This is a genomic window from Spirosoma gilvum, assembly GCF_054776815.1.
This window is the reverse complement of record NZ_BAAHBH010000009.1, coordinates 327,264-347,736: the sequence shown is the minus strand read 5'-3', so window position 1 is coordinate 347,736 and position 20,473 is coordinate 327,264. Positions and strand designations below refer to the sequence as shown.

The window sequence follows — 20,473 nt, the reverse complement described above, 5'->3', positions numbered from 1 at the left end:
AAACGGATTTAAGGAAATTAAAAATTGATTAAAAAATTTTCGTTTCAAACTATCTCGACTGTCGTCTTACCAGGATCTCTTTAGGCTCAGATACCCTCCAAACGAATCAGGCAGAAGCTCTCCACGGTCAAGCGCCAGAGAAGTGTTCAACATCGTTCGAGACGATTTTCCTAGGCTCCACTGCGCTCCAAGGAAGGTTGAAAACTGATGAAGTACATCTAAAAAAGGCTGTTTGTACGAACCAAAATTCCGGCTGTACGAGATGCGAGCCGTCAATGAGGGTCCATTCCGAAAAGAACCCACGGCGCCCATATACCACATTACGACCCGGTTGTTCGGAAAATACCCATTGCCGGTGTAAGCATTGTTAACGTCTGGTTTGAAATCGGTCCGAGGTACAATAAACGGAGTGCCAAGCGTACGCCCCTTATACGACCACCCCTGAATATACTGGCTGTGATTGAAGTAGTTATCAGCTCCCTGCCACCGCGCATATGGATCGAAAATTGGGCCGCTTTGGTTGGTCGTCGTCAACCATTCGAGTACAAGCCGCTGAAACCGAAACGTCGTTTTTGCTGGTGAATGATTCAAAAAACGCAATCCTGTCAATCCATCCGGCAGATTCTTCAGAGCCAGTCCCGACGCATCGTCGTACATGTGCTGGTGGTACAACAGCCAGTTCTGTGTCTGCCCTTTCCATTCCAGCGCTAAATCATAGCTCCCGACATGATTGCCCAGCCGATTGGTCCCATCAAAGTCTGTAAACCGATCATTTTGTAAGGCATCAGGATATCGTCCGGTCACGAGCGAGAGGTAGTCCTGAAAGGAGGTGGACAAACTTCCATTAACGGCCAACGGCGTTCCGATCAGGTAATCGGCATGACCTCCCCACTGCACCTGATGGTTCAACCCCGCATAAAACTGAAACCGCCAGTGAGGCTTACCAAGTCGCCCATATAAATACTTTTGATGGAGGTAACTATCTTGTATATAAGAATTTACCAGCCAGCCGTGTGCGTAACCAACCCGAAAAGCCAGTAGTTTTTTGGTAAATCCAATGGGAATGAAATCGGGGGTGTGTAGCTGAATTTTTGGAAAAGGCTGCGCATTGCCCGACCAGGCCACAAAGCCTGACGTCAGGAGTGTATCGCCCAGGCCAGCCACTTCCCGTCGATTACCGCCAAACAATTCGAACTGACCAAACCGTAGTTTAACAAAGGCATCGGGGAGTATTATGGCCGGGTTATCCGACGTTGACCGTGACCCTATATTACCCACTGAATATAAACCAAATCCCCAATCGAAGCGGGATTTACGCCTTGCGGCTGAATCGGAGTGGGTTTTGTAATCGCGTAGTATACCTACCCGAAGCGTTCCGAATGAACCTCGAAGGGGAACAATGTTGTACTGATTGGTGCGCAGCCAGAAGGGATTCTGTGAAGCGGCTGTGCTGCCGCCTATCTCTACCGAATATCGAATCGCAGTACTATCCCGGACCGACTGCGCCCAGGTCAACGGCGTAATGAATCCCAACAAAAAAGCAATCAGGTAGCGCTTAGGCATAGGCTTTCTGAACACGCTTAGCAACGTTTGGCAAACATACAGTTATCCTTGTAAACTCGTTTACCAGCCTCCAAATTAAACTTATCAGTAAAACATCTTGTATGGTTTTGTGGTTACACCGGGATAACCTGTCAGAGAACATATGAATGAAACCGTTACGTTAAACAATGGTGTTGAAATGCCTTTGCTCGGACTGGGTGTGTATGCCCCCAGTCAGACCAATGAAGTACAGCAAGCTGTCGAGTGGGCCCTCGAAGCCGGTTGTCGCCTGATCGATACGGCAGCCGCCTACGGAAACGAACGCGAAGTAGCAGATGCGATCCGGGCAAGTGGTATTCCCCGAAGCGATATATTTATCACGACCAAAGTATGGAACGACGACCAGGGCTACAACCGAACCCTACGAGCTTTCAACCGGAGTCTGGAACGCCTTCGAATCGATTCTGTTGATTTATACCTGATCCACTGGCCCGTTAAAGCCTATCGGCATGACACCTGGAGAGCCCTCGAAAAAATCTATAGCGAAGGCCGCGCCCGCGCTATTGGCCTTTCGAACCATTATCCTGCCCACATCGACGAACTGCTAACAGAATCCATCATAACGCCTGCTGTCAATCAGGTTGAATTCAGTCCCTATTGTTATGTTCCCGAAGTACTGGACTATTGTCAGCAGAAGCAGATCCAGGTAGAAGGCTATGCACCACTGGTGCGGGGGCAGAAAAAAGACGATTCTCGTTTGATCGCTCTAGCCGAGAAGTATGGCAAAAATACGTTTCAACTATTGATTCGCTGGTCGTTACAACATGGTGCGATTACCATCCCCAAATCAGTGAAGCGCGAACGTATTCAGGAGAATTTTGATGTCTGGGATTTTACTATTTCCAATGAGGATATGGCCCTGATGGATACTTTTTACGATAACACCCGTATTGCCGATGACCCCAGAGAAATTCCCTAGCGGCCCATATTAGCGAATGGGTAATGGCTCCCGAACGATACACTCAATTGGGAAGTGCTCGCGCAACAAATCGGCCAGCACCTGCAATCCCCATTCTTCACTGCGACGGTGCCCTACAGCGATCACGGCTATACCCGTTTCGTCTACGGCCTGCTGACCTGGCTTGCGATAGGCTCCTGTTACGTATAGATGCGCTCCTCGTTCGGCGGCTTCCCGAACAAGTGTGCCCGTCATCGCACCCACTACGGCAACTCGTGAACTCACAGGCTGCCATTTGGCCGTACTATGCCCAGCTTCGGCCCGATCGTACCCGCCAAACAGTCCTTGAATCGTGTGTAGCCACTCGTCAAACTCCCGCTGGGCCACATCCACAAGCATGCCTAGTGGCCGCTGGGGCAACGAAACACCGTCTTTGGCAGAATCCTGCTTATACCCAAGTGGCTCCAATGTACTGGTAGCACCCAATTGCCTGGCCAACCGCTGATTGTAGCCAATGGACAGTGATTCATCGAATGGCAAATGATGCGTCAGAATCCCTAAATCGGCTTGAAGAGCAGTTAAATCAAGTTGCCAGGGACGGTGTAGCCAAAGCGCATCCAACTGATTTTCCTGAATCCAATCAATTAACTTTGGAAATGGCTCTAATGCCAACCCGATTCGGCAAACCGGTCGTTTGGATGGATAGTAAATACCTCCCCGTTCGGTATCGGGGTATCGATCAACAGTCAACTCGGCCTGTAGGAAATGGTCTATATCGGCCAGATAAACGGGCGCATTATGCATTCTTGGTTAACTGCTAATTTGGTAAATTGTTGAGTGATTGAATGATAGAATTGTTGAATGACTGAATTGTTGGTGTAGGGCATATTCAATCATTCAACAATTCTATCATTCAATCATTGAAATCTCTCCGTTTACTCAGACGAATTTGGATTTACCGAAAAGAAAGTAGTAGCTTTGCAGCCTAAACCGGCGATCTCAAGGCTGGTTCCTAAAATCCGATGAAGCTCCTCGCTTAAAAACCTACGTGGTTTTTCTCTCTTCTCTCAAGTGCCGCTGCTCATACGAGTAGTCAATTTCATTTTTACATCACTCATACACTGCTTGTAGCTGAAGAGCTACGGTATAGTCTTTTATTCAATGACCAAATATATTCGGTTATTACTGGACGCATTGCGCGGCTCAGAAACCAATTTTACATCCGGTAGTATCAATCGGGCTATCTTTCTTTTATCGGTTCCGATGATTCTGGAAATGGTGATGGAGTCACTGTTTGCAGTCGTCGATGTGTTTTTTGTGGCGAAGATTGGTACCGAAGCTGTTGCCACAGTGGGATTGACCGAGTCGGTACTAACGATTGTGTATTCGATTGCGATCGGTTTAAGTACAGCCGCTACGGCTATGGTATCCCGACGTGTTGGTGAAGATAACCGACGAGGAGCCGCTCAAACGGTTGGCCAGGTTATTCTGGTATCGCTGGCTATGGCTGTCCTGATGGGCGTGCCGGGTTTCATCTTTGCTGAAGACATTCTGCGACTGATGGGCGGTAACGAACAACTCATTGCCAATGGCGCGGGCTTTACCCGAATGATTTTCGCTAGTTCACCCGCCATCATGCTGTTGTACACGCTAAGCGGCTGTTTGCGGGGAGCGGGCGATGCATCAATGGCGATGCGGTCGTTATGGATTGCCAACGGCTTCAACATCATCCTGTGCCCAGTACTTATTTTTGGATGGGGTCCCTTCCCGGAGCTGGGTGTCATGGGGTCGGCAGTAGCTACTACAACCGGCCGCACATTGGGTGTATTGTATCAGCTATATGCGCTGACTCGCCAGAAAGGGGGCATCCAGGTGCTCCGCTCCGACCTAACTCCCGACGCGGAGGTTATTCATAACATCATCAATCTGGCCGTGGGTGGTACCAGTCAGTTTCTGGTGGGATCGGCTAGCTGGATATTCCTGACCCGCATCTTGTCAACCTACGGCAGCGATGTGGTAGCGGGGTATACCATTGCCATTCGGATCATCATTTTCACCATTCTGCCTTCGTGGGGAATGGCCAATGCAGCCGCTACGCTGGTCGGTCAGAATTTGGGAGCTGGACAACCCGAACGGGCCGAGACGTCAGCCTGGCGAGCTGCTTTCTGTAACATGATCTTTCTGTCAACTGTTGGTATCGGTTTTTTCCTGGGCGCTGCCGAAGTCGTGAGTCTGTTTGATCGAAATGTTCAGGTGGTTGATATTGCCGTACAGTGTTTGCGCGTATTTTGCCTGGGCTATCTGTTTATGGCATATGGTATGGTGTTGAGTCAGTCGCTCAACGGCGCTGGCGATACCCGTACGCCAACAATCATAAACATTGTGTGCTTCTGGGTGATTGAAATTCCGCTGGCCTATACGCTCGCCAATTTCTTCGACTGGGGCCCTTCCGGTGTATTCTGGTCGGTGGCGATCAGCGAAACCCTGCTGGCTATTATTGCGATTCTGGTGTTCCGCCGGGGACGCTGGAAAACCGTTCAGGTCTAATGAAAATCAAGCCATTATGCCTGTTTTTACCGAAACTTTTACCCCAAAGGGGCCGTTTTTAATGAAGAGGTCAGGAAGTAGACAAGTATAGTCAAGAATTGTCAGGTATTGCTAGTACTTACTTTCACAACCCCTGACCCTACTTGACCACTTCCTGACAATTTTTGACCATTCTTTTATGATTGAAACACATAAACAACCCGAAACCGCTGTATTGGTCGCGCTGATTACCCAAAAGCAAACAGCCGATCAAACTAAAGAATATTTGGACGAATTAGCCTTTCTGGCCGAAACATCGGGCGTCCAAACAATTAACGCATTTACTCAGAAGCTCGACCGGCCCGATACCCGCACCTTTGTAGGAAAAGGCAAACTGGAAGAGATCAAGACGTTTATTATCGATAACCCCGTCGATTCCATCATTTTCGATGATGACCTGACTCCGGCTCAGGTGCGTAACCTGGAAGCGGAGTTTAATGAAATTAAGGTACTTGATCGGAGTCTGCTGATTCTGAACATTTTCTCGATGCGTGCGCAAACGGCTCAGGCCCGTGTACAGGTCGAGCTGGCGCAATACCAGTACATATACCCACGCCTGACCCGCATGTGGACTCACTTGAGCCGTCAGAAAGGTGGTACAGGGATGCGTGGCCCCGGAGAAAAAGAGCTGGAAACCGACCGTCGGATTGTAAAAGACCGAATCTCTTTTCTGAAAGAGAAACTGGAAAAAATCGATAAGCAAAGCGTTACTCGCCGGAAAGAACGGGATCGACTGGTACGTGTTGCCTTAGTCGGCTACACCAACGTAGGCAAATCGACCCTGATGCGAACGATGGCCAAGACCGATGTATTTGCCGAAAATAAACTGTTTGCAACGGTCGACTCGACGGTACGCAAAGTAACGCTCGGCAACATTCCGTTTTTGCTGACCGACACGGTTGGATTTATTCGCAAACTGCCGACAACGCTGATCGAGTCGTTTAAATCGACCCTCGACGAAGTCCGTGAAGCCGATATTCTGCTCCATGTAGTCGATGTATCGCATCCCAATTTTGAAGAACAGATCGAAGTGGTAAACTCGACACTAGCCGACATCAAAGCTGCGGATAAACCGATGGTGCTGGTCTTCAATAAAATGGACCAGTTTGTTCCGAAAGAGGAATGGACCGGGGCTCTGTATCAGGACGATGACGATACCCACGAAGAAGTAGCCATTCCGGTAGCGGTACGAAGAAAAACGGCGCTGGAGTATTTGAAGAAAACGTACCTGACGCAGAAAGCTGATTATGTCGCGTTTATTTCGGCGCAAACTGGCGAAAATGTAGGTGAGTTACGCGAGTTGCTGTACGACCTTGTGAAAGAAAAGCATTACCAGATATACCCAAACTGGCTGCATGTACCCCTCACAGAATCAGCCGAATACGGCGACGGTTTGGCAGGTTGATGGTTTTTTGACAACTTTGCGTGATTGCACTTTACGGCAGCGGCCGACCGTCTATACCCCTCTCCTGCCAGGAGAGGGGCTAATTTTGGCCTTGTAGTTCAACGGATAGAATAAGCGTTTCCTAAACGTTTGATACGGGTTCGATTCCCGTCGAGGCTACTTAAAGCCCGTTCCTGCTCCAGGAATGGGCTTTTTCACGTTAAAAGGTAAGACTACTTACCTGTCAACTCCTGCTCCCAGGCTATAGGTTTAAGTTCATTGGGTAACACTTTCCCATTCGCTAATTAATCCCGCAAAAGGCGTGCTGAGAAGATAAATAGCCCGAAATCCTGTCGGTTAGGCCACCTGGTCCTACGAGTAGAATAGGCCAACTTCCTTCAGCTGGCATTAGTTACCGAATAATTCATTTAATAAAAAACTGGCGCGGTTTTTGATTTTTATGAACCAGAATTCAGTATCTGTACTCTACAGCTATTTTATAAATCGTTTTTTACCCAGTATATCACATGGCTAACGATACGTATACTACTGCCTCAAACAGTGATTTCACACCCAGTACTATCGTTTATGATACGTATGCAACTGCCGCTAACGCCGACTTCAGGCAGCTCGACCAGATACCCGTTCAAATTATAACCGCTAATCCTGAGCAGTTTAAACCCGTTGTTCAGTGGAGCAACAGCAAAGCGCGCATTGTCAACACAGCACAACTTAATTTGGGGGGTGGCGAGACGACCTACTATTTTATCGGTGGAATGCCCGCCGTAACCAGCCTACCCACAACCTATGATTTTAGCCCAGGGGATAGTATATCCATTATGCTGGTCATTGCCCCGAACCTGGACTATCCGTATACCTGGTCAAGAAAAGCCTTCGTGCAAATCTTTTTAGGAACAGATCCTCTACCAACCGATAACGATATACTTCCCCATCGGGTCACCCGTCCACCCTGGTTAGCACCTACCGATATTTGGTTGGCCCGTGGCATGAAGGATGCGCCGACGTTAACCATTCCGGACAACCGAATTTTTGCCATTGTACGGAAACGTACCGATGTTACTTCGGAAAGCATTGTGTCGTCGAAACGAGGAGGAGTGCTGGCCGTTATGGATACAGGCGTTGCGAACAATCAACGCATTAACTGGGTACATAGTAAGGACTTATGCCCCACTGGTGGCCCCGCACCTTATACGGGTACTGAACCAGGTGCTTACGCGGGCAAAAGCTTAAGTACAGCGGATATTAACCGCGCCAGTGATCAGATACCTTGCGCTGTATTCGAAGCCAATGAAATAGAAGAAGGACTTTATTATGTTCCGGATATTTCCCAGCAGGCGTCTGATTGGTACGCTGCCCGAAAGCGTAAGTATGAAAACCCGAATTTAAATTCATTAGGCTTACCTTATCGGGATTTTGGTACGTATGGCGGGATAGCCAATTACAACGGCGATCCCTGGAACTATCAGGTACCTGGCGGGGCAAGTGATCTACCTAACAGGCAGTTTTTTAAGAATAAAATTCAATCGGTTGACGGAGCGCGCCAAACCTGCAATTATTTTAACGTTTTTAAACCCAAAGGAATTGGTGCATTGGTCAAACATTATGCCGATGAGCCCGATTATGCCGGCCGTTATTACAATAAGGCCTTTGCGGCCGAGGTAATGGCTAAAGGCATTGATGAGACGCCTGCCGGGGTAGCCCCTTCTCAACTAGCCTATATTGATTGGGGAAAGATCGAAGCGCTAGGCTCCAACAATGGTGGTTTGCATACGGGTTATATGTACACCCGAACGGTCGGCAATTTAGGCGATCTTAGGACGGATAAACACCCCCAGGTAGATTATGACTGGCAGGTAGGAAACATTTTCTGCATTGGCTTCTGCCGAACGATTGGCTACATCATTTTTGACACCCGGGGTCAAACTGATACCTATGGTACAAACCCCAACGTGGTTAAGGCGCCCGATGGTAGTAACTGGATATGGATGCCTAAAGTAGATGGGACTCCGGCACCGATTACCACCGATGGTTACCCAACCGAGCCCTGCCGCTGGCACGACGCCGGTTTTGAAGCTGCTTACTACTATTCCCAATGCAACCGAACCGAAGGCACACCCTGGAAATACTGTCGCTATCAATTTAAAAGCACTGGCGTTTGGGTCGAACCACAAACGGATGGTACTACCATTCTGGAGCACGCTGCGGCCTTCGATGGCCCCTATAACAAGTCTCCAAATGCTCGGCGAGGGCGTCCCGATGCCATGTATCGTATTAAAAATAATGCGGTAGATGTGTGGGCATTCGATCCCAGTCGTGGAAAGAACAGCTATGAGACGATCATTCTCAATCCGGTTCCTAATGTCATGATTGAGGTCAATTTACAAGGCAGTAAAGTGGCCCTATTCAATACCGTACAATTCTTATTCTAATAAACTACTCACCATTCATTGATTAAAAATGGCCATCGGAACGCAGGTTATCCGAATTCGTCGCACCAGCGATGGACAAGAAATATACCAGGTGACAACCAATCGTGATACAGACGTATATCCGCTTAACAGCGCAGGGCAGGCGGCTTTTGAGGCTGCCGTCAGTGCAGGAAGTTTAACACTCATTGTTGATAATGGATCGGTAATTCCTGCCGGAACCCGTCCTCCTTTAATCAAACCAGGTACAGGCGTTCCAGTATCATTCTCTCAAAAGTTGCAGGCCGAAAGCGCAACGGGTACGGGTACCTATACGGGGCAGGCGGGTGATAATGTATTTCGCGGTCCTTACGCAGCGGCTAGTGATTATTTACTGTATGCTATAACGGATGCCCCCATGACGGCTTCCAATTACACGCTGGCAATTCGCTATAAAACCAATTCTCAAATGCCCGGTGTGGCCAGTGTGATTGTCAATAATGGGGTAGCGATCGACTTCCCTCTGGAAGGAACAGATGGTGGCCAACGGACTTATACGATGAGTATTTTACTGAATGCAGGCAACAACCGCATCCGTATTCAGGGGAAGTCGGGCACGGCCTTTTATCAGGATTATATCCTCGTCACTCGACCAGCCAGTTGACAGGGAGACTTTTTTCCTGAAGACTGCTCTATCAAACTACTCACTGAGCGGTGGCACGGCTGATACAGGCGTCTGATTATCAACTATGGAATCAGCCGTGCCACCGTTCACAGTTTAAAATGGTCTTTCAATAAATTCTCTCTACACGATCCGTATAAGACTGAAAGTTTACTGCCGGAATAAACTGATGCTGTGTACGGTATGATAAGACAATAAATACGAGAAGGAGCGAGATAAGAAAGGCTTGTAAAATGACGATAAAGAAAAAGAATACTGGGTAGCCTGCCCAACCAGGTACCAGCGATTCCGACACAAAATGCAGGCCAACGATAATACTTATACCAAATAGAGACACAACGATCATTGCTACACAGAATATGGTCAGGCGAACGGCGGTCGTATCGATCAGTACAGAAATAGTACTCAACCCATGCAATACCAGCGACACAAAATTCATTTTTGATTTCCCGGCCAGTCGATAACCTCGCTCCAACGGGATAGACGTATAAGGTAGCCGGGATCGAATAACACCGCCTGGGTAGTTATTCCAGATTTCGGATACATGAGCCAGTTTACGCAAGTGAGAAGCTGGTATGTAACTGAAATTACCAAACGTAATCACCTTACCGGTTAGCAGCCGAAAGATCGCCTTATACACCAGATAAAAAAGTCGAAACAGCAGACTCTCATGCCGTTTGGAGCGATGCGCAAACACAATTGAATTTGACGTCGACTCTCCCCTTTCCACCAGTTTTATCAGATCTTCTGGCCGATCTTCCCCATCACCATCCATAACAATGACGGGATGCTGTTGAGGCAGCGAAGCCAGATAGGCAATCCCCAAGGCAATTGCTTTCTGATGGCCGACATTCCTGAAGAGTCGCATAATGGATAGCGACTGACCAATACCCACTGGTAACGCGTCGGAAGGAAGGGTTGAGCAATCATCAATAATTAAAAAATCTAATTTACTGACAAGCTCTTCTGGACAAAACTGTTGAATACGTCCTAAAAGTAGCTTCAGTGCCGCCCAATCGTTAAATAAGGGAATAACAATATAGATGCGCTCGGCGGATAGGGATACATTTCCAGTTATCACAAATCAAAAAGTAAGGATGGTGGATATAAAATAGCTGCTTAAATATACAGAATACAGTAACTACACGCAAAAAACCGCTCACTAAAAAGTCACCTCGAATCTCAAACAAAAACATAATCAAAGCATCATGTAAAATCAAAAAATGAATTAATTTTACTACCCATAACTATATAAACATTTCTTCTAAAAGTAGGTCTGCCTGTTACTCGACGTATTAAAATTATAGAAGACATCAATTACGTTCTACTGTTGCTTATCCACCCAGGAATATGTTTCGCAAGGCAATTGCCACACCCGGCTATTTATTGACATATAGCTTATCTGTTCTATTAGCGATCTGTCTGCTCCTTACTTTACTGGTACGATACCGGCTGATTTTTTTAGCCAGTTCCGACATAGGCGGTATTGAAAGCAACGTCATCTATTCGATCCAGCGCTTTCTGGCGGGCTATTCGCTGTATGGCGACCCCGAAGTGGCTCCCTACTCCATTACGCAGTATAGCCCTCTTTACTACCGGCTCGTTGCGGCCATCGGCAGGTTGATACATATTAATCCCGATGATCCATTACAGGTTTACCGACTAAGCCGAACTATATCCCTTTGTGCGAATATTCTTTACTCGCTCTTACTGATTGGATTAAGCCTATGCTTTCAATTGAAGCTGCGCATTGCCGTTTCAGTTGCGGTGATTGCTTTTGTCTTATTACCTCCCCAGACGTACTCCCGGCCCGACAGTCTGTATAGTGTATTTGTTTTGGCAACGTTGTACGCTGGGATTCGGTCTATACAAACTGATCTGACTAGGGCAAAATTTATATGGCTTGCGGGAGCTGTTATGGCATCGGCCTTCGCCATTTCGACCAAACAATCGGGCATTATTTTACCGATTATTCTGACCACGTACTACGCTTTCTGGCGCAGACAATGGCTTACCACGTTACTAATCGGTGTGGGCATTGGTCTGAGCAGCCTGGTTCTGTTACTGGTACTTATGCCAGAACATAATCCTTACTTATTATACGTCAATCTTGTTAAAGGTGTAAGTCAGGGCCTGGACTGGACATCATTTAAAATTAATATTTATGACCATTATCTCAGACCCTATTGTCTGCATAATGCGTTTGGAATAGCCCTATGCTTTTGGCTGCTTCAACAGACCAGAGCCGATTATCGCTGGCTTGGCTGGTTTACGTTATTAGTAGTTGGCTTTGCCTTTATAACCAGTTTGAAACAAGGGTCTGCGCTAAATTACTTTACCGACTTTATTTCCCTGACAGGGCTCATCGTTGCCTTGTGGCTCAATAGCACCTATCAGAGTAGCAGTCCATGGCTATCCCATTGGAGCGTACTTATAGTCTCAGTAGTATTTTGGTCGGTCGTTCCGAATCTGAGCAATTTCGATTGGCCGTTAGCCTTAAAGAAAGACGCGCTTTCGGCTGCTCCCTATTACGAACAAAAGAAGGTAGCCAGCTACCTGACCGATTCGCTTCGGCTTCAACCGACTGATGCTGTTTATATTACCAATTATAATTACTGCTACTTAAATGGGCTTCTATTCCGAAACTGTATTCTACCTCAGCAGGAAATAGTATTGGTCATGTATCCTCGGCAGGAATTAAGTTATGCAGCCTTTAATAGTCAGATACAGCAAGGGAAAATTCGCTTTTTGATCACTCGTCCAAACGAGACGCAAATTCCTTTCCCTGGCTTACGAACGGACCAATATATACTACGACGTAAGTTTCCTGACTTTGATGTCTATGAGCGCTTGCCCATACCGAGTCTACAGCCTAAGCCATCAAAATCCACTAATTTAATAACCCTGGCCGACCCGTTGAACTAACTCCACTTGTCGCAGGAGATGATAAGGCCATAAACGCAAAGCTTAGTAATAAGTTTGAACCGGAATTTAGCACTATGCCAGATCAATTGGCACTGGCTTTCCGAAGCCTTCACGCAGGGCCACACGGGCCGCATGATACCCGCACATGCCATGCACGCCCCCACCCGGTGGTGTTGAGGACGAACAGATAAAAATGCCCGGAGCCGATGTTTTGTAAGGGGATAAGCTCATCACAGGACGGGTATACAGTTGGCCAATATCAAGAATGCCCCCGTTAATGTCGCCCCCAATGTAGTTCGGGTTATACCCTTCCATTTGTACGGTATTCATCGTATGTCGGGCGAGAATTAGATCCCGAAAACCCGGCGCAAACCGCTCAACCTGCTTCTCAATAGCCTCTGTTCGGTCAACCGTTGAACCGTTGGGTACGTGGCAATAGGCCCAGGCCGTATGCTTCCCGGCTGGGGCACGGCTGGAATCGAACAAGCTTTGCTGAGCCAGCAGAATAAACGGTCGATCAGGATGGCCGCCTTCCGACGTTTCCAGTTCAGCCTGAGTGATTTCTTCGACTGTACCGCCAAGATGGATTGTTCCAGCCTGACGACACTCAGGAGCCGTAAACGGAATTGGCCCATCCAACGCCCAGTCGATTTTAAAAACACCCATACCGTAGCGATAATGCTCCAGCTGGCGTCGATAGATGGGCGAAAATCGATCTCCAGCAATGGCCAGCAACTGCTTCGGTGTCACATCAAACAGCACGACCCGCGTAGAGGGAATATCGTTCATTGAACGTACCAATCGCTCCGTTTCAATTCGCCCTCCCAGCGATTGAAAATAAGAAGCCAGTGCATTGGCAATTGCCTGCGAACCACCTTTGGGGACAGGCCAGTTGTACAGATGTCCGGCGGTAGTCAGCACCAGGGCTATGGCTGCCGTTGTCAGATTACTCAGAGGCTGAATGGAATGTGCGGCCATACCCGCCAGCAGTCCACGGGCTTCTTTGGTTTTGAAACGACTTACCAGTTTGGTGGCAGGCAATAAGGCATCGAATCCAAAGCTCGCCAGATCGATAGGATGTTTTGGAAAACGCAGCGGGCCTAGTATATCAGGAGCCAGTCCCGGCCAATGCCGAACGAGCGGTTCAAACAAGTTCTGGTATGTTTCCTGATCTGCTCCGAGCGATTGGGCCGTTTCCGTCAATGAATGCCGAAGAGCGGCTGCCGCGCCATCGTCAAACGGATGAGCGGCCGCTATGGGTGGATTGATAAACTCCAGCCCATGTTCGGCCAGGGGCAATTGTCGAAAGAATGGCGACCCCACGGCCAGCGGGTGAATGGCTGAGCAAACGTCGTGGACAAAACCGGGCAGAGTCAATTCGGCCGAGCGGGTTCCTCCGCCAATGGTTTCCTTCGCTTCCAGTACCAGCACCGACAGACCGGCTCGTTGTAGCATAATAGCCGCACTAAGCCCATTCGGCCCTGATCCTACTACTACGGCATCTACCTCGGTTTTCGCCATTTACCTGTTGTTTCTTAGATTATCATTCCTCACTCTGGCCGGAATGATAAATAGTTCTGCATTTTTTTAACTGTTACCTTTCCGGTCGGTTCAGCACACGACCATCGGACTTAATTTGCCAGGTCGCGATGGGGTTGAAATGGTAACCACCATCGGGTCCCCGAGCTTCGATCAGTTGAGCAAACGTCGGCTGAATATAACCCGTTTCGTCGGTAACCCGGCTCATGATCTCGGTTTCAGCGCCATTCCAGTGCCACAGATAACGAAATCCGGTATGCGCTTTATCCAGAATCGGGTCTTGAAGCGTGGCAAGCTGCCAGCTTTTTCCGGCATCGGTACTCACTTCTACTCGATTTACTTTGCCTCGACCACTCCAGGCAATGCCCCGAATTTCGATCCAGCCTTTTTCAACCGTTTCCGGATACGCCGGATAAGTGATGATCGAACGAGCATCGATGTCGAAACTGAACTGCCGGATTTTGCCACCTTTGACGCTTTCGGTATATTTCGAGGTTTCCTCTCGTGTATGCCAGGGCGCATCACCCAGCTCGATTCGCCGGAGCCATTTCACACTGGTATTTCCCTCCCAGCCCGGTAAAAACAACCGAACTGGATACCCTTGTTCGGGTCGTAACGCTTCGCCGTTTTGGGCGTAGGCAATAATCGCATCGTCCCAGCCTTTTTTGACGGGTATACTTCGGGTCATCACGGCGGCATCGCCCCCCTCGGCCAGAAACCAGCTTGCACTCGGTTTCACGCCCACTTCCCGAAACAGCGTAGCAAGTTTTACACCCGTCCACTCGCTTTGGCTGGTCAGTCCACAAATATCCTGTGGACTCATCGTTTCCTTACCCGTCCGAAAATTGCCCGAACATTCCAGAAACGCAATCCGTGAAACCGAAGGAAACCGCTTCAAATCCGCCACAGTAAACACCAATGGCTTATCGACCAGCCCATGAATTAGTAGTTCATGTTTTGCCGGATCAATGACGGGCACACCCGCATGATGGCGTTCGAAGTGGAGATCGGATGGAGTGATAATGCCATAAAAATCCTGAAGGGGCGACCGCGACGAAATATCTGATGGCTTCTTGACGAGCTTTTCAAACGACGACCGCGTACCAACCTCCCCCGCCAGTGTGCCGACACGCTTCGTCGGGTCATCGGGCAGCAGTTCGGCAACGGAAATACTTTCCTGAACGGTTTTTCCCTGCGCGGTCTGGACAATAGCCACCGCAGCTGTAGCGGCTCCGCCCAGCATGGCCCGTCGGGAAAGTTTCGTGGTCAGTTGATCGAGTTGAATGATTTTCTTCATATCACTTTATTTCCGGGCCACCTTTCCGGTCGTCGGGAATGAAAAGCGGTTGAGCAGGCATCTTCACTTTTGGAAGCGTTTGGGCGTTGATCACAGCTTTTTCGTCGATAATACCGTTGGTGTGCAACAAATAGGCGGTCAGATTATACACTTCCTCATTGGTTAACGAGCCGGGTTCGCTGAACGGCATGGCCCGTCGGATGTAATCAAAGACGGTGGTGGCATACGGCCAATAGTTGCCAATGGTTCTCTCCGGCCGTTTTTTAGGGTCATTGGAGGCCGTTGTTACCAGAGATCCATTCGGTCCACCAACGCCCCCTATACCATGGCAGGCCGCGCATTTCTGAGCGAAGATCAACTTGCCTACAGCCGGTTTGCCTTCGCCTACGGGTAAACCTTTCCCATCGGGACGCACATCTATATCCAGCCGGGCTATGTCGGTCGGCGTTGCAGTTCGCCCAAAGCCAAATGAAGCTGGGAGCGTATCGCTACTAATGACTGGCTTGGGGGTATATAGCCAGTCGTTATTTCGTGCGCCCTTTGAATCAGCCAAAAAATTCACCCAACACGTAACTACGGCCGATACCCACAGAAAACGAACCATTGGCTAATAACTTCCGGCTTTGAGGGTACTTTCCGATAAAGCGTATGGCCGCTGAACCCGGTCAAGCACTACATAAATGGAATCTTTTTTCTCATTAATTCCCTGTAAAATAACCCGATCCCCACCGTTTTGCGCCGTGTAGCTAAGAATCATCCGGTTGCGTTTCGCAGGGCGGTTTTCGGCTTCGATGCCCTTGGTGCGTCGGTTTGAACGAGCAATTGGGTTGATCTTTGGATCTTCCGGTCCAATGATAGCCAGCGCTTCTTTCGGAATCCACTTGTCAGCCTCTTTCTTGCTTCCTTTTCGACGTTCCCCTCTCGACCGGGCTTTGGCTCCTTCGGCCGTACCACCCAGATCACGGTTGTTGCCCAGAAACTCCCGATTTTCCTGATTTCGCGCTCCTCGGTTTTTGTCCTGCAAATACAGCACATGATGCACCGTATCGGCTTCATAATAGAAAACCCGCTGGCCACCTGCCACGCCCGTCAGTTCAAACGTCCGGTTGATGTCACGCATGGGCGCTCCCCCACCATTCGACAGGTCCAGTTCAACGGGTTTGGCTACTTTGAAGGTGAGTGTTGTCCAGTTTTCAAAGGTTGCCTGTTGCCAGCGCAATGAGTCGAGAGGTGAATAAGGTAGCTCTGTGCCATTGAGTTTGAACTGAGTTACGTTGTAATTACCGCGTAGTTCTTTTAGCCCTTTCTGGGCCGGTTGTTTGTAGGGATCGTACCGAAAATTGACATACTGAAGCCTGAACAACAGGACTAAAAACAGCCCAATCGTGAGCGTTTTCAGACCAACACGGGCATATTGCTGCCAGCCGGTAAATTCGGGCGTAAAGTAATGCGGAATGGTCAACCGTTCCCGAATCAGCAGATTATACAGGTCTTTGATGTAGTAGATTAGCAAAAAGCCCGACAGCAGCACGAAGTACGAACTGTAGCCATGCACCCCACCATCGTAGGCAAAATTGACGTAAACAATATCGGCCAGCGCCCCAAACAGCAGTACACTACCCCAGAACGTGGTGGCCCGAAAAAACAGTAATGCACCCGCCAACACCTCGACCACGCCTGTAAACACTTCGTACCAGGGCACAATGCCAATGGATAGCCAGTAGATCTTCTGCGCCGTCAGATCACCAAAATTGGTGTTCAACACTCCCAGCGACGGATAGGGCAACTGGGTCGGCATGAGCTTGGTAAAGCCAAACCCAATGATCCCAATACCCGCCCGATACCGAACCACCACACGCAGCCAGTAATACAGCAGATTGTAGTTGATAATCTGGCGGTTCCGAACAAGACCCGTCCAGATCAGCCCCATTACGGTCGCGAAGATGAGTGTGATAATCCAGGGCGCGTAACCGTTCAGCGTGCTGCCAACTAATTTGTTACCAAACAAGGTCAGCCCCGATCCGAAACGGGCAATATCGTACAGATCGCGGTAATGCAGGTGCAGCCAGTCGAGCGAGACGAGTTCCTTATACCAGTCGAGGCTATTTGGTAGCGACATACTGATGAAAAACACAAACGCAATGCGGAACAGTACCTTCTGCCTTTCGGTCCAGGCAGTACGGTTTTCGATCTGCTCAGGCTGTTCGGCCGATGGTTTGCTTTTCGCTGAAGTCGTAGAAGACCACGAATTACTGGCCAGTTCTTCCGGAGCAATCAAGCCTAAATCGGTGCGTTCGGGGGTTATATTGGGAGTTGCCATGATTCAGAAAGAGGTTAGAGTTTGAGCGATCCCCGCCGACCAGCTTTAGCAGCCTCGTCGATCAGGTATTTTTTATCCAGTTTGTCCAATACCGCATACACGGAGTCACGCTTTTCATCGACACCTGCCAACACAATCCGACCATCACCCGCCTTGGTATAGGTCAGCTGCAGGGTTTCGTTGGGGTAATGCGGATTCGCATTTTTAAGGGTCAACTGCCGGCCGGTTGGATCAACGGTGTAGCGATAATACTGCCGTCCCTGTGAGCCTGCATACTCATAATCGCGCTCGGCATCCGTAGCCGCCAATTGCTCGGTATTGTCATTGATCAGCTTAACCGGTCGGTTTGATTTAATACTTATGGTGTTCCATTTTTCGAAAACCACATCCTGCCAGCGAACAGGGTCCGTTTTCGAATACGGCAGCGTTTTACCGGCCAGTTTAAATTCACTGACGTTGTAAATACCAGCGGTACCGGTTAATCCGGCTATTTTGGGAAACCGAGGGGAGCCATTTCGATAGGTACTATAGGTTGTAAAGCCGTAGAGCAACACGGCTAGCAGAACAAACGCACCTTTCAACGTCACCCGACCGTATTGCTGCCATTGCTCACGCCAGACCGGACGAAACCGATTAGGCACAGCCGCCACTTCGAGTGAAACCAGCCGAAACAGCCGAACCGCATCGAACGCAAACAGAACCAGCCCAAAAGAGACTAATAAACCACTATACACATACTCTCCCCCTTCGTAAGCCAGGTTGGAAACCAATACATTACCCAGAAACGGCAGCAGAATCAGCGTACCAATAGTCGTCGTTTTCCGATGAAGGAGCAGTAATCCTCCTAGCAATTCCACCTGCCCCAGAAACGACTCATACGAGGGTACAATCCCCAGCGATAACGAGAACAGTTTCCAGGCCGTATGATCGCCATAAGCGGTGTTCAGATTACTGATCGACGGAAGAGGTGCCTGCAACGGGAAGAGTTTGATAAACCCATATGCGATCACGCCCAACGCCAGGCGGTAGCGTAACGCCACCCGTAGCCAATAAAACAGGGCATCGTAATTGGTCTGTCGGTCGTCTCGTTGCGACCAGATAATAGACCCGATCAGGGCTACAAGAGCCACGATCCCCCAGTTGACGAAACTATCTTCCGTTCCCACAAAACGGGGGGCATAATGCGACAGATTGAACAGGTAGCGCGTGTACCCGCCATCGAACGAAACCAAATTTCGGAAAAACTGCGGATCGAGTGGCAGAGCCTGGATCAGAAAATAGAGGAATATGAACCGGAAGACCCCTTTTTCGGCCGCTGTCCAGCTACTGTCGGTCTGTAGCTCGGTGCGTTGATGCAGTTGTGATTGAGCAAACACGGTTTTAGAATAACTCATCGCTATAGGGTTTAGGGATAATCAGTAGCCTGGATTTTGAGTAAGTGCTTTGTCGGTCTGTAGCTGCTGAACCGGAATCGGCAATACGTACCGATTGGCATCCGTCAGGTTAAAAACGGCGCCAGCCCGGCCCGTGCGCACCACATCGAACCAGCGGTGGGGCTCCAGCGCAAACTCGACGCGCCGTTCGTTTTCTATCGCCAGCAATACCGCATCTTTTGTCGAGGTGGTTGTAGCCGACAGAGCCGTCAGTCCCGCCCGGTCACGAACGGCGTTCAAGTCAGTCAGCGCATCGGTCAGTTTGTCCTGTTGCGCCCTTGCCTCCGCCCGAATCAGGTAGGCCTCGGCAATACGGAAGATGTACGATGGGTCGGAGCCGGGGTTACGGTAATAGAGGTTGCCATACCAGCGATTCTGATTGTCTTTGGCGACCAGTACCGAGCGGTTGCCGCCAACAGCCGGATCGTTCAGTAAGGCAACTAGTGCATCGTTAGGCGCCCACTGCCGGGTACCGCCGTTGGTTTGCGGTTGCCATTGCCCCCGGTGGCTGTTCACTTCGGTGGTGCCGTTGTAAAAAATCTCAAATACCGATTCCGTCGTTCCTCGTGCATCATTCTGGAAGAAAGCTCCATACGGTTTCAGCAGCTTATAGTTAGTAGCATCGCTGATCAGTCGGCTGGCGTAGTCTTCGGCTTTGACGTAATCTTTCTGGTATAAATAAAAGCGGGATTTCAGCGCAAAAACAGTTTTCTGGGTTACCCGATAACGGTCAACGGTGGTTGGCAGTAACGGCTCGGCTGCTTCCAGATCCTTCAGCACCTGCGCGTAGGTTTCAGCATGTGTACTCCGCTGAATACCGGAGTTGTCAGTTGGCTTAATCGTTGGGTTGGTGATGATGGGGACCCCACCAAACGTACGGGCCAGGTCGAAGTAGGCCAAGGCCCGGATGCTATACGCTTCGCCCAGATACTGATTTTTCAGGGCCGTAGTTAGGGCTGGGTCAGTCACGGTTGGTACTTTGGCAATGATATTATTGGCCCGGTTGATGGTCCGGTAAATGGCGATCCAGACACCTGAAATGGTTGAATTATCGGCGTTCACCTTCTTGTTGATGAACTCCTGCACTTGCGACTGCGAGCCCGTCCACTGGATGTTATCGCCCGACAGATAGCCGATAGATTGAAAACTCGTGCCGTAATAGTCGCTACTAGCCAGGGAACTATACACACCCCGCAGCGCGGTCAGGGCCGAGTTCTGATCGGTAATCGTTTCCTTATCGGAGATCGACTCCAGCGGTTTTACATCTAAAAAATCCTTACAACTACTGACCGTAATCAGCAGAAGCAGCAAAAAAACAGATTTGATATGTTTCATTGGTTTATTTATGATTTTGGGCATTCTACTTCACCCCCGGCCCCGC

General features: G+C 49.2%; 15 protein-coding genes and 1 tRNA gene. 7 read left to right on the top strand and 9 right to left on the bottom strand.

From position 1 onward, the window contains the following. Positions 1–66: 66 nt before the first annotated feature. Entirely contained in the window at positions 67–1,563 is a 1,497-nt protein-coding gene (locus tag ACYVFD_RS23850; protein ID WP_461093012.1) for a capsule assembly Wzi family protein, read from the bottom strand. Positions 1,564–1,705: 142 nt separating this feature from the next. Here ACYVFD_RS23850 and ACYVFD_RS23845 point away from each other — a divergent pair, with 142 nt between their 5' ends. After that, entirely contained in the window at positions 1,706–2,521 is an 816-nt protein-coding gene (locus ACYVFD_RS23845; protein WP_461093011.1) for an aldo/keto reductase, read from the top strand. A gap of 9 nt (positions 2,522–2,530) precedes the next feature. Here the strand turns inward: ACYVFD_RS23845 and ACYVFD_RS23840 are convergent, their stop codons facing one another. Continuing rightward, positions 2,531–3,304, bottom strand: a complete 774-nt coding sequence (locus ACYVFD_RS23840; protein ID WP_461093010.1) for a Nif3-like dinuclear metal center hexameric protein — start codon at positions 3,302–3,304, stop codon at positions 2,531–2,533. 357 nt (positions 3,305–3,661) lie between these two features. Here ACYVFD_RS23840 and ACYVFD_RS23835 point away from each other — a divergent pair, with 357 nt between their 5' ends. The 5 genes from ACYVFD_RS23835 (at position 3,662) to ACYVFD_RS23815 (ending at position 9,560) form a co-directional block, all read left to right on the top strand. After that, positions 3,662–5,047, top strand: coding sequence for an MATE family efflux transporter (locus ACYVFD_RS23835; protein WP_461093009.1), 1,386 nt, complete (start codon positions 3,662–3,664; stop codon positions 5,045–5,047). Positions 5,048–5,225: 178 nt separating this feature from the next. Further along, positions 5,226–6,491, top strand: a complete 1,266-nt coding sequence (gene hflX, locus ACYVFD_RS23830; RefSeq protein ID WP_461093008.1) for a GTPase HflX — start codon at positions 5,226–5,228, stop codon at positions 6,489–6,491. A gap of 87 nt (positions 6,492–6,578) precedes the next feature. Then, positions 6,579–6,650 (top strand) — tRNA-Arg (locus ACYVFD_RS23825). 347 nt (positions 6,651–6,997) lie between these two features. Then, entirely contained in the window at positions 6,998–8,920 is a 1,923-nt protein-coding gene (locus ACYVFD_RS23820; RefSeq protein WP_461093007.1) for a hypothetical protein, read from the top strand. 28 nt (positions 8,921–8,948) lie between these two features. Further along, positions 8,949–9,560 (top strand): carbohydrate-binding protein, encoded by a 612-nt coding sequence (locus ACYVFD_RS23815; protein ID WP_461093006.1) that lies wholly within the window; start codon positions 8,949–8,951, stop codon positions 9,558–9,560. A gap of 127 nt (positions 9,561–9,687) precedes the next feature. Here the strand turns inward: ACYVFD_RS23815 and ACYVFD_RS23810 are convergent, their stop codons facing one another. Continuing rightward, positions 9,688–10,659, bottom strand: coding sequence for a glycosyltransferase (locus ACYVFD_RS23810; RefSeq protein ID WP_461093005.1), 972 nt, complete (start codon positions 10,657–10,659; stop codon positions 9,688–9,690). 269 nt (positions 10,660–10,928) lie between these two features. Here ACYVFD_RS23810 and ACYVFD_RS23805 point away from each other — a divergent pair, with 269 nt between their 5' ends. Next, entirely contained in the window at positions 10,929–12,503 is a 1,575-nt protein-coding gene (locus ACYVFD_RS23805) for a hypothetical protein (RefSeq protein ID WP_461093004.1), read from the top strand. Between the two features lie 72 nt (positions 12,504–12,575). On the opposite strand, the gene ACYVFD_RS23800 is transcribed toward ACYVFD_RS23805, so the two are convergent. The 6 genes from ACYVFD_RS23800 to ACYVFD_RS23775 form a co-directional block, all read right to left on the bottom strand. After that, positions 12,576–14,024: a phytoene desaturase family protein gene (locus ACYVFD_RS23800; RefSeq protein WP_461093003.1), complete on the bottom strand. Its 1,449-nt coding sequence runs from the start codon at positions 14,022–14,024 to the stop codon at positions 12,576–12,578. A gap of 73 nt (positions 14,025–14,097) precedes the next feature. Beyond that, complete coding sequence (gene soxC, locus ACYVFD_RS23795; RefSeq protein ID WP_461093002.1) at positions 14,098–15,339, bottom strand: sulfite dehydrogenase; 1,242 nt, start codon at positions 15,337–15,339, stop codon at positions 14,098–14,100. A gap of 1 nt (position 15,340) precedes the next feature. After that, positions 15,341–15,943, bottom strand: a complete 603-nt coding sequence (locus ACYVFD_RS23790) for a c-type cytochrome (protein ID WP_461093001.1) — start codon at positions 15,941–15,943, stop codon at positions 15,341–15,343. A 3-nt stretch (positions 15,944–15,946) separates the two neighbouring features. Beyond that, positions 15,947–17,659, bottom strand: a complete 1,713-nt coding sequence (locus ACYVFD_RS23785) for a hypothetical protein (RefSeq protein WP_461093000.1) — start codon at positions 17,657–17,659, stop codon at positions 15,947–15,949. 14 nt (positions 17,660–17,673) lie between these two features. Next, positions 17,674–19,053, bottom strand: coding sequence for a DoxX family protein (locus tag ACYVFD_RS23780; protein ID WP_461092999.1), 1,380 nt, complete (start codon positions 19,051–19,053; stop codon positions 17,674–17,676). Positions 19,054–19,074: 21 nt separating this feature from the next. Continuing rightward, a complete protein-coding gene (locus tag ACYVFD_RS23775) occupies positions 19,075–20,427 on the bottom strand; it encodes a RagB/SusD family nutrient uptake outer membrane protein (RefSeq protein WP_461092998.1) in 1,353 nt (450 codons plus the stop codon). Between the last annotated feature and the right edge of the window lie 46 nt (positions 20,428–20,473).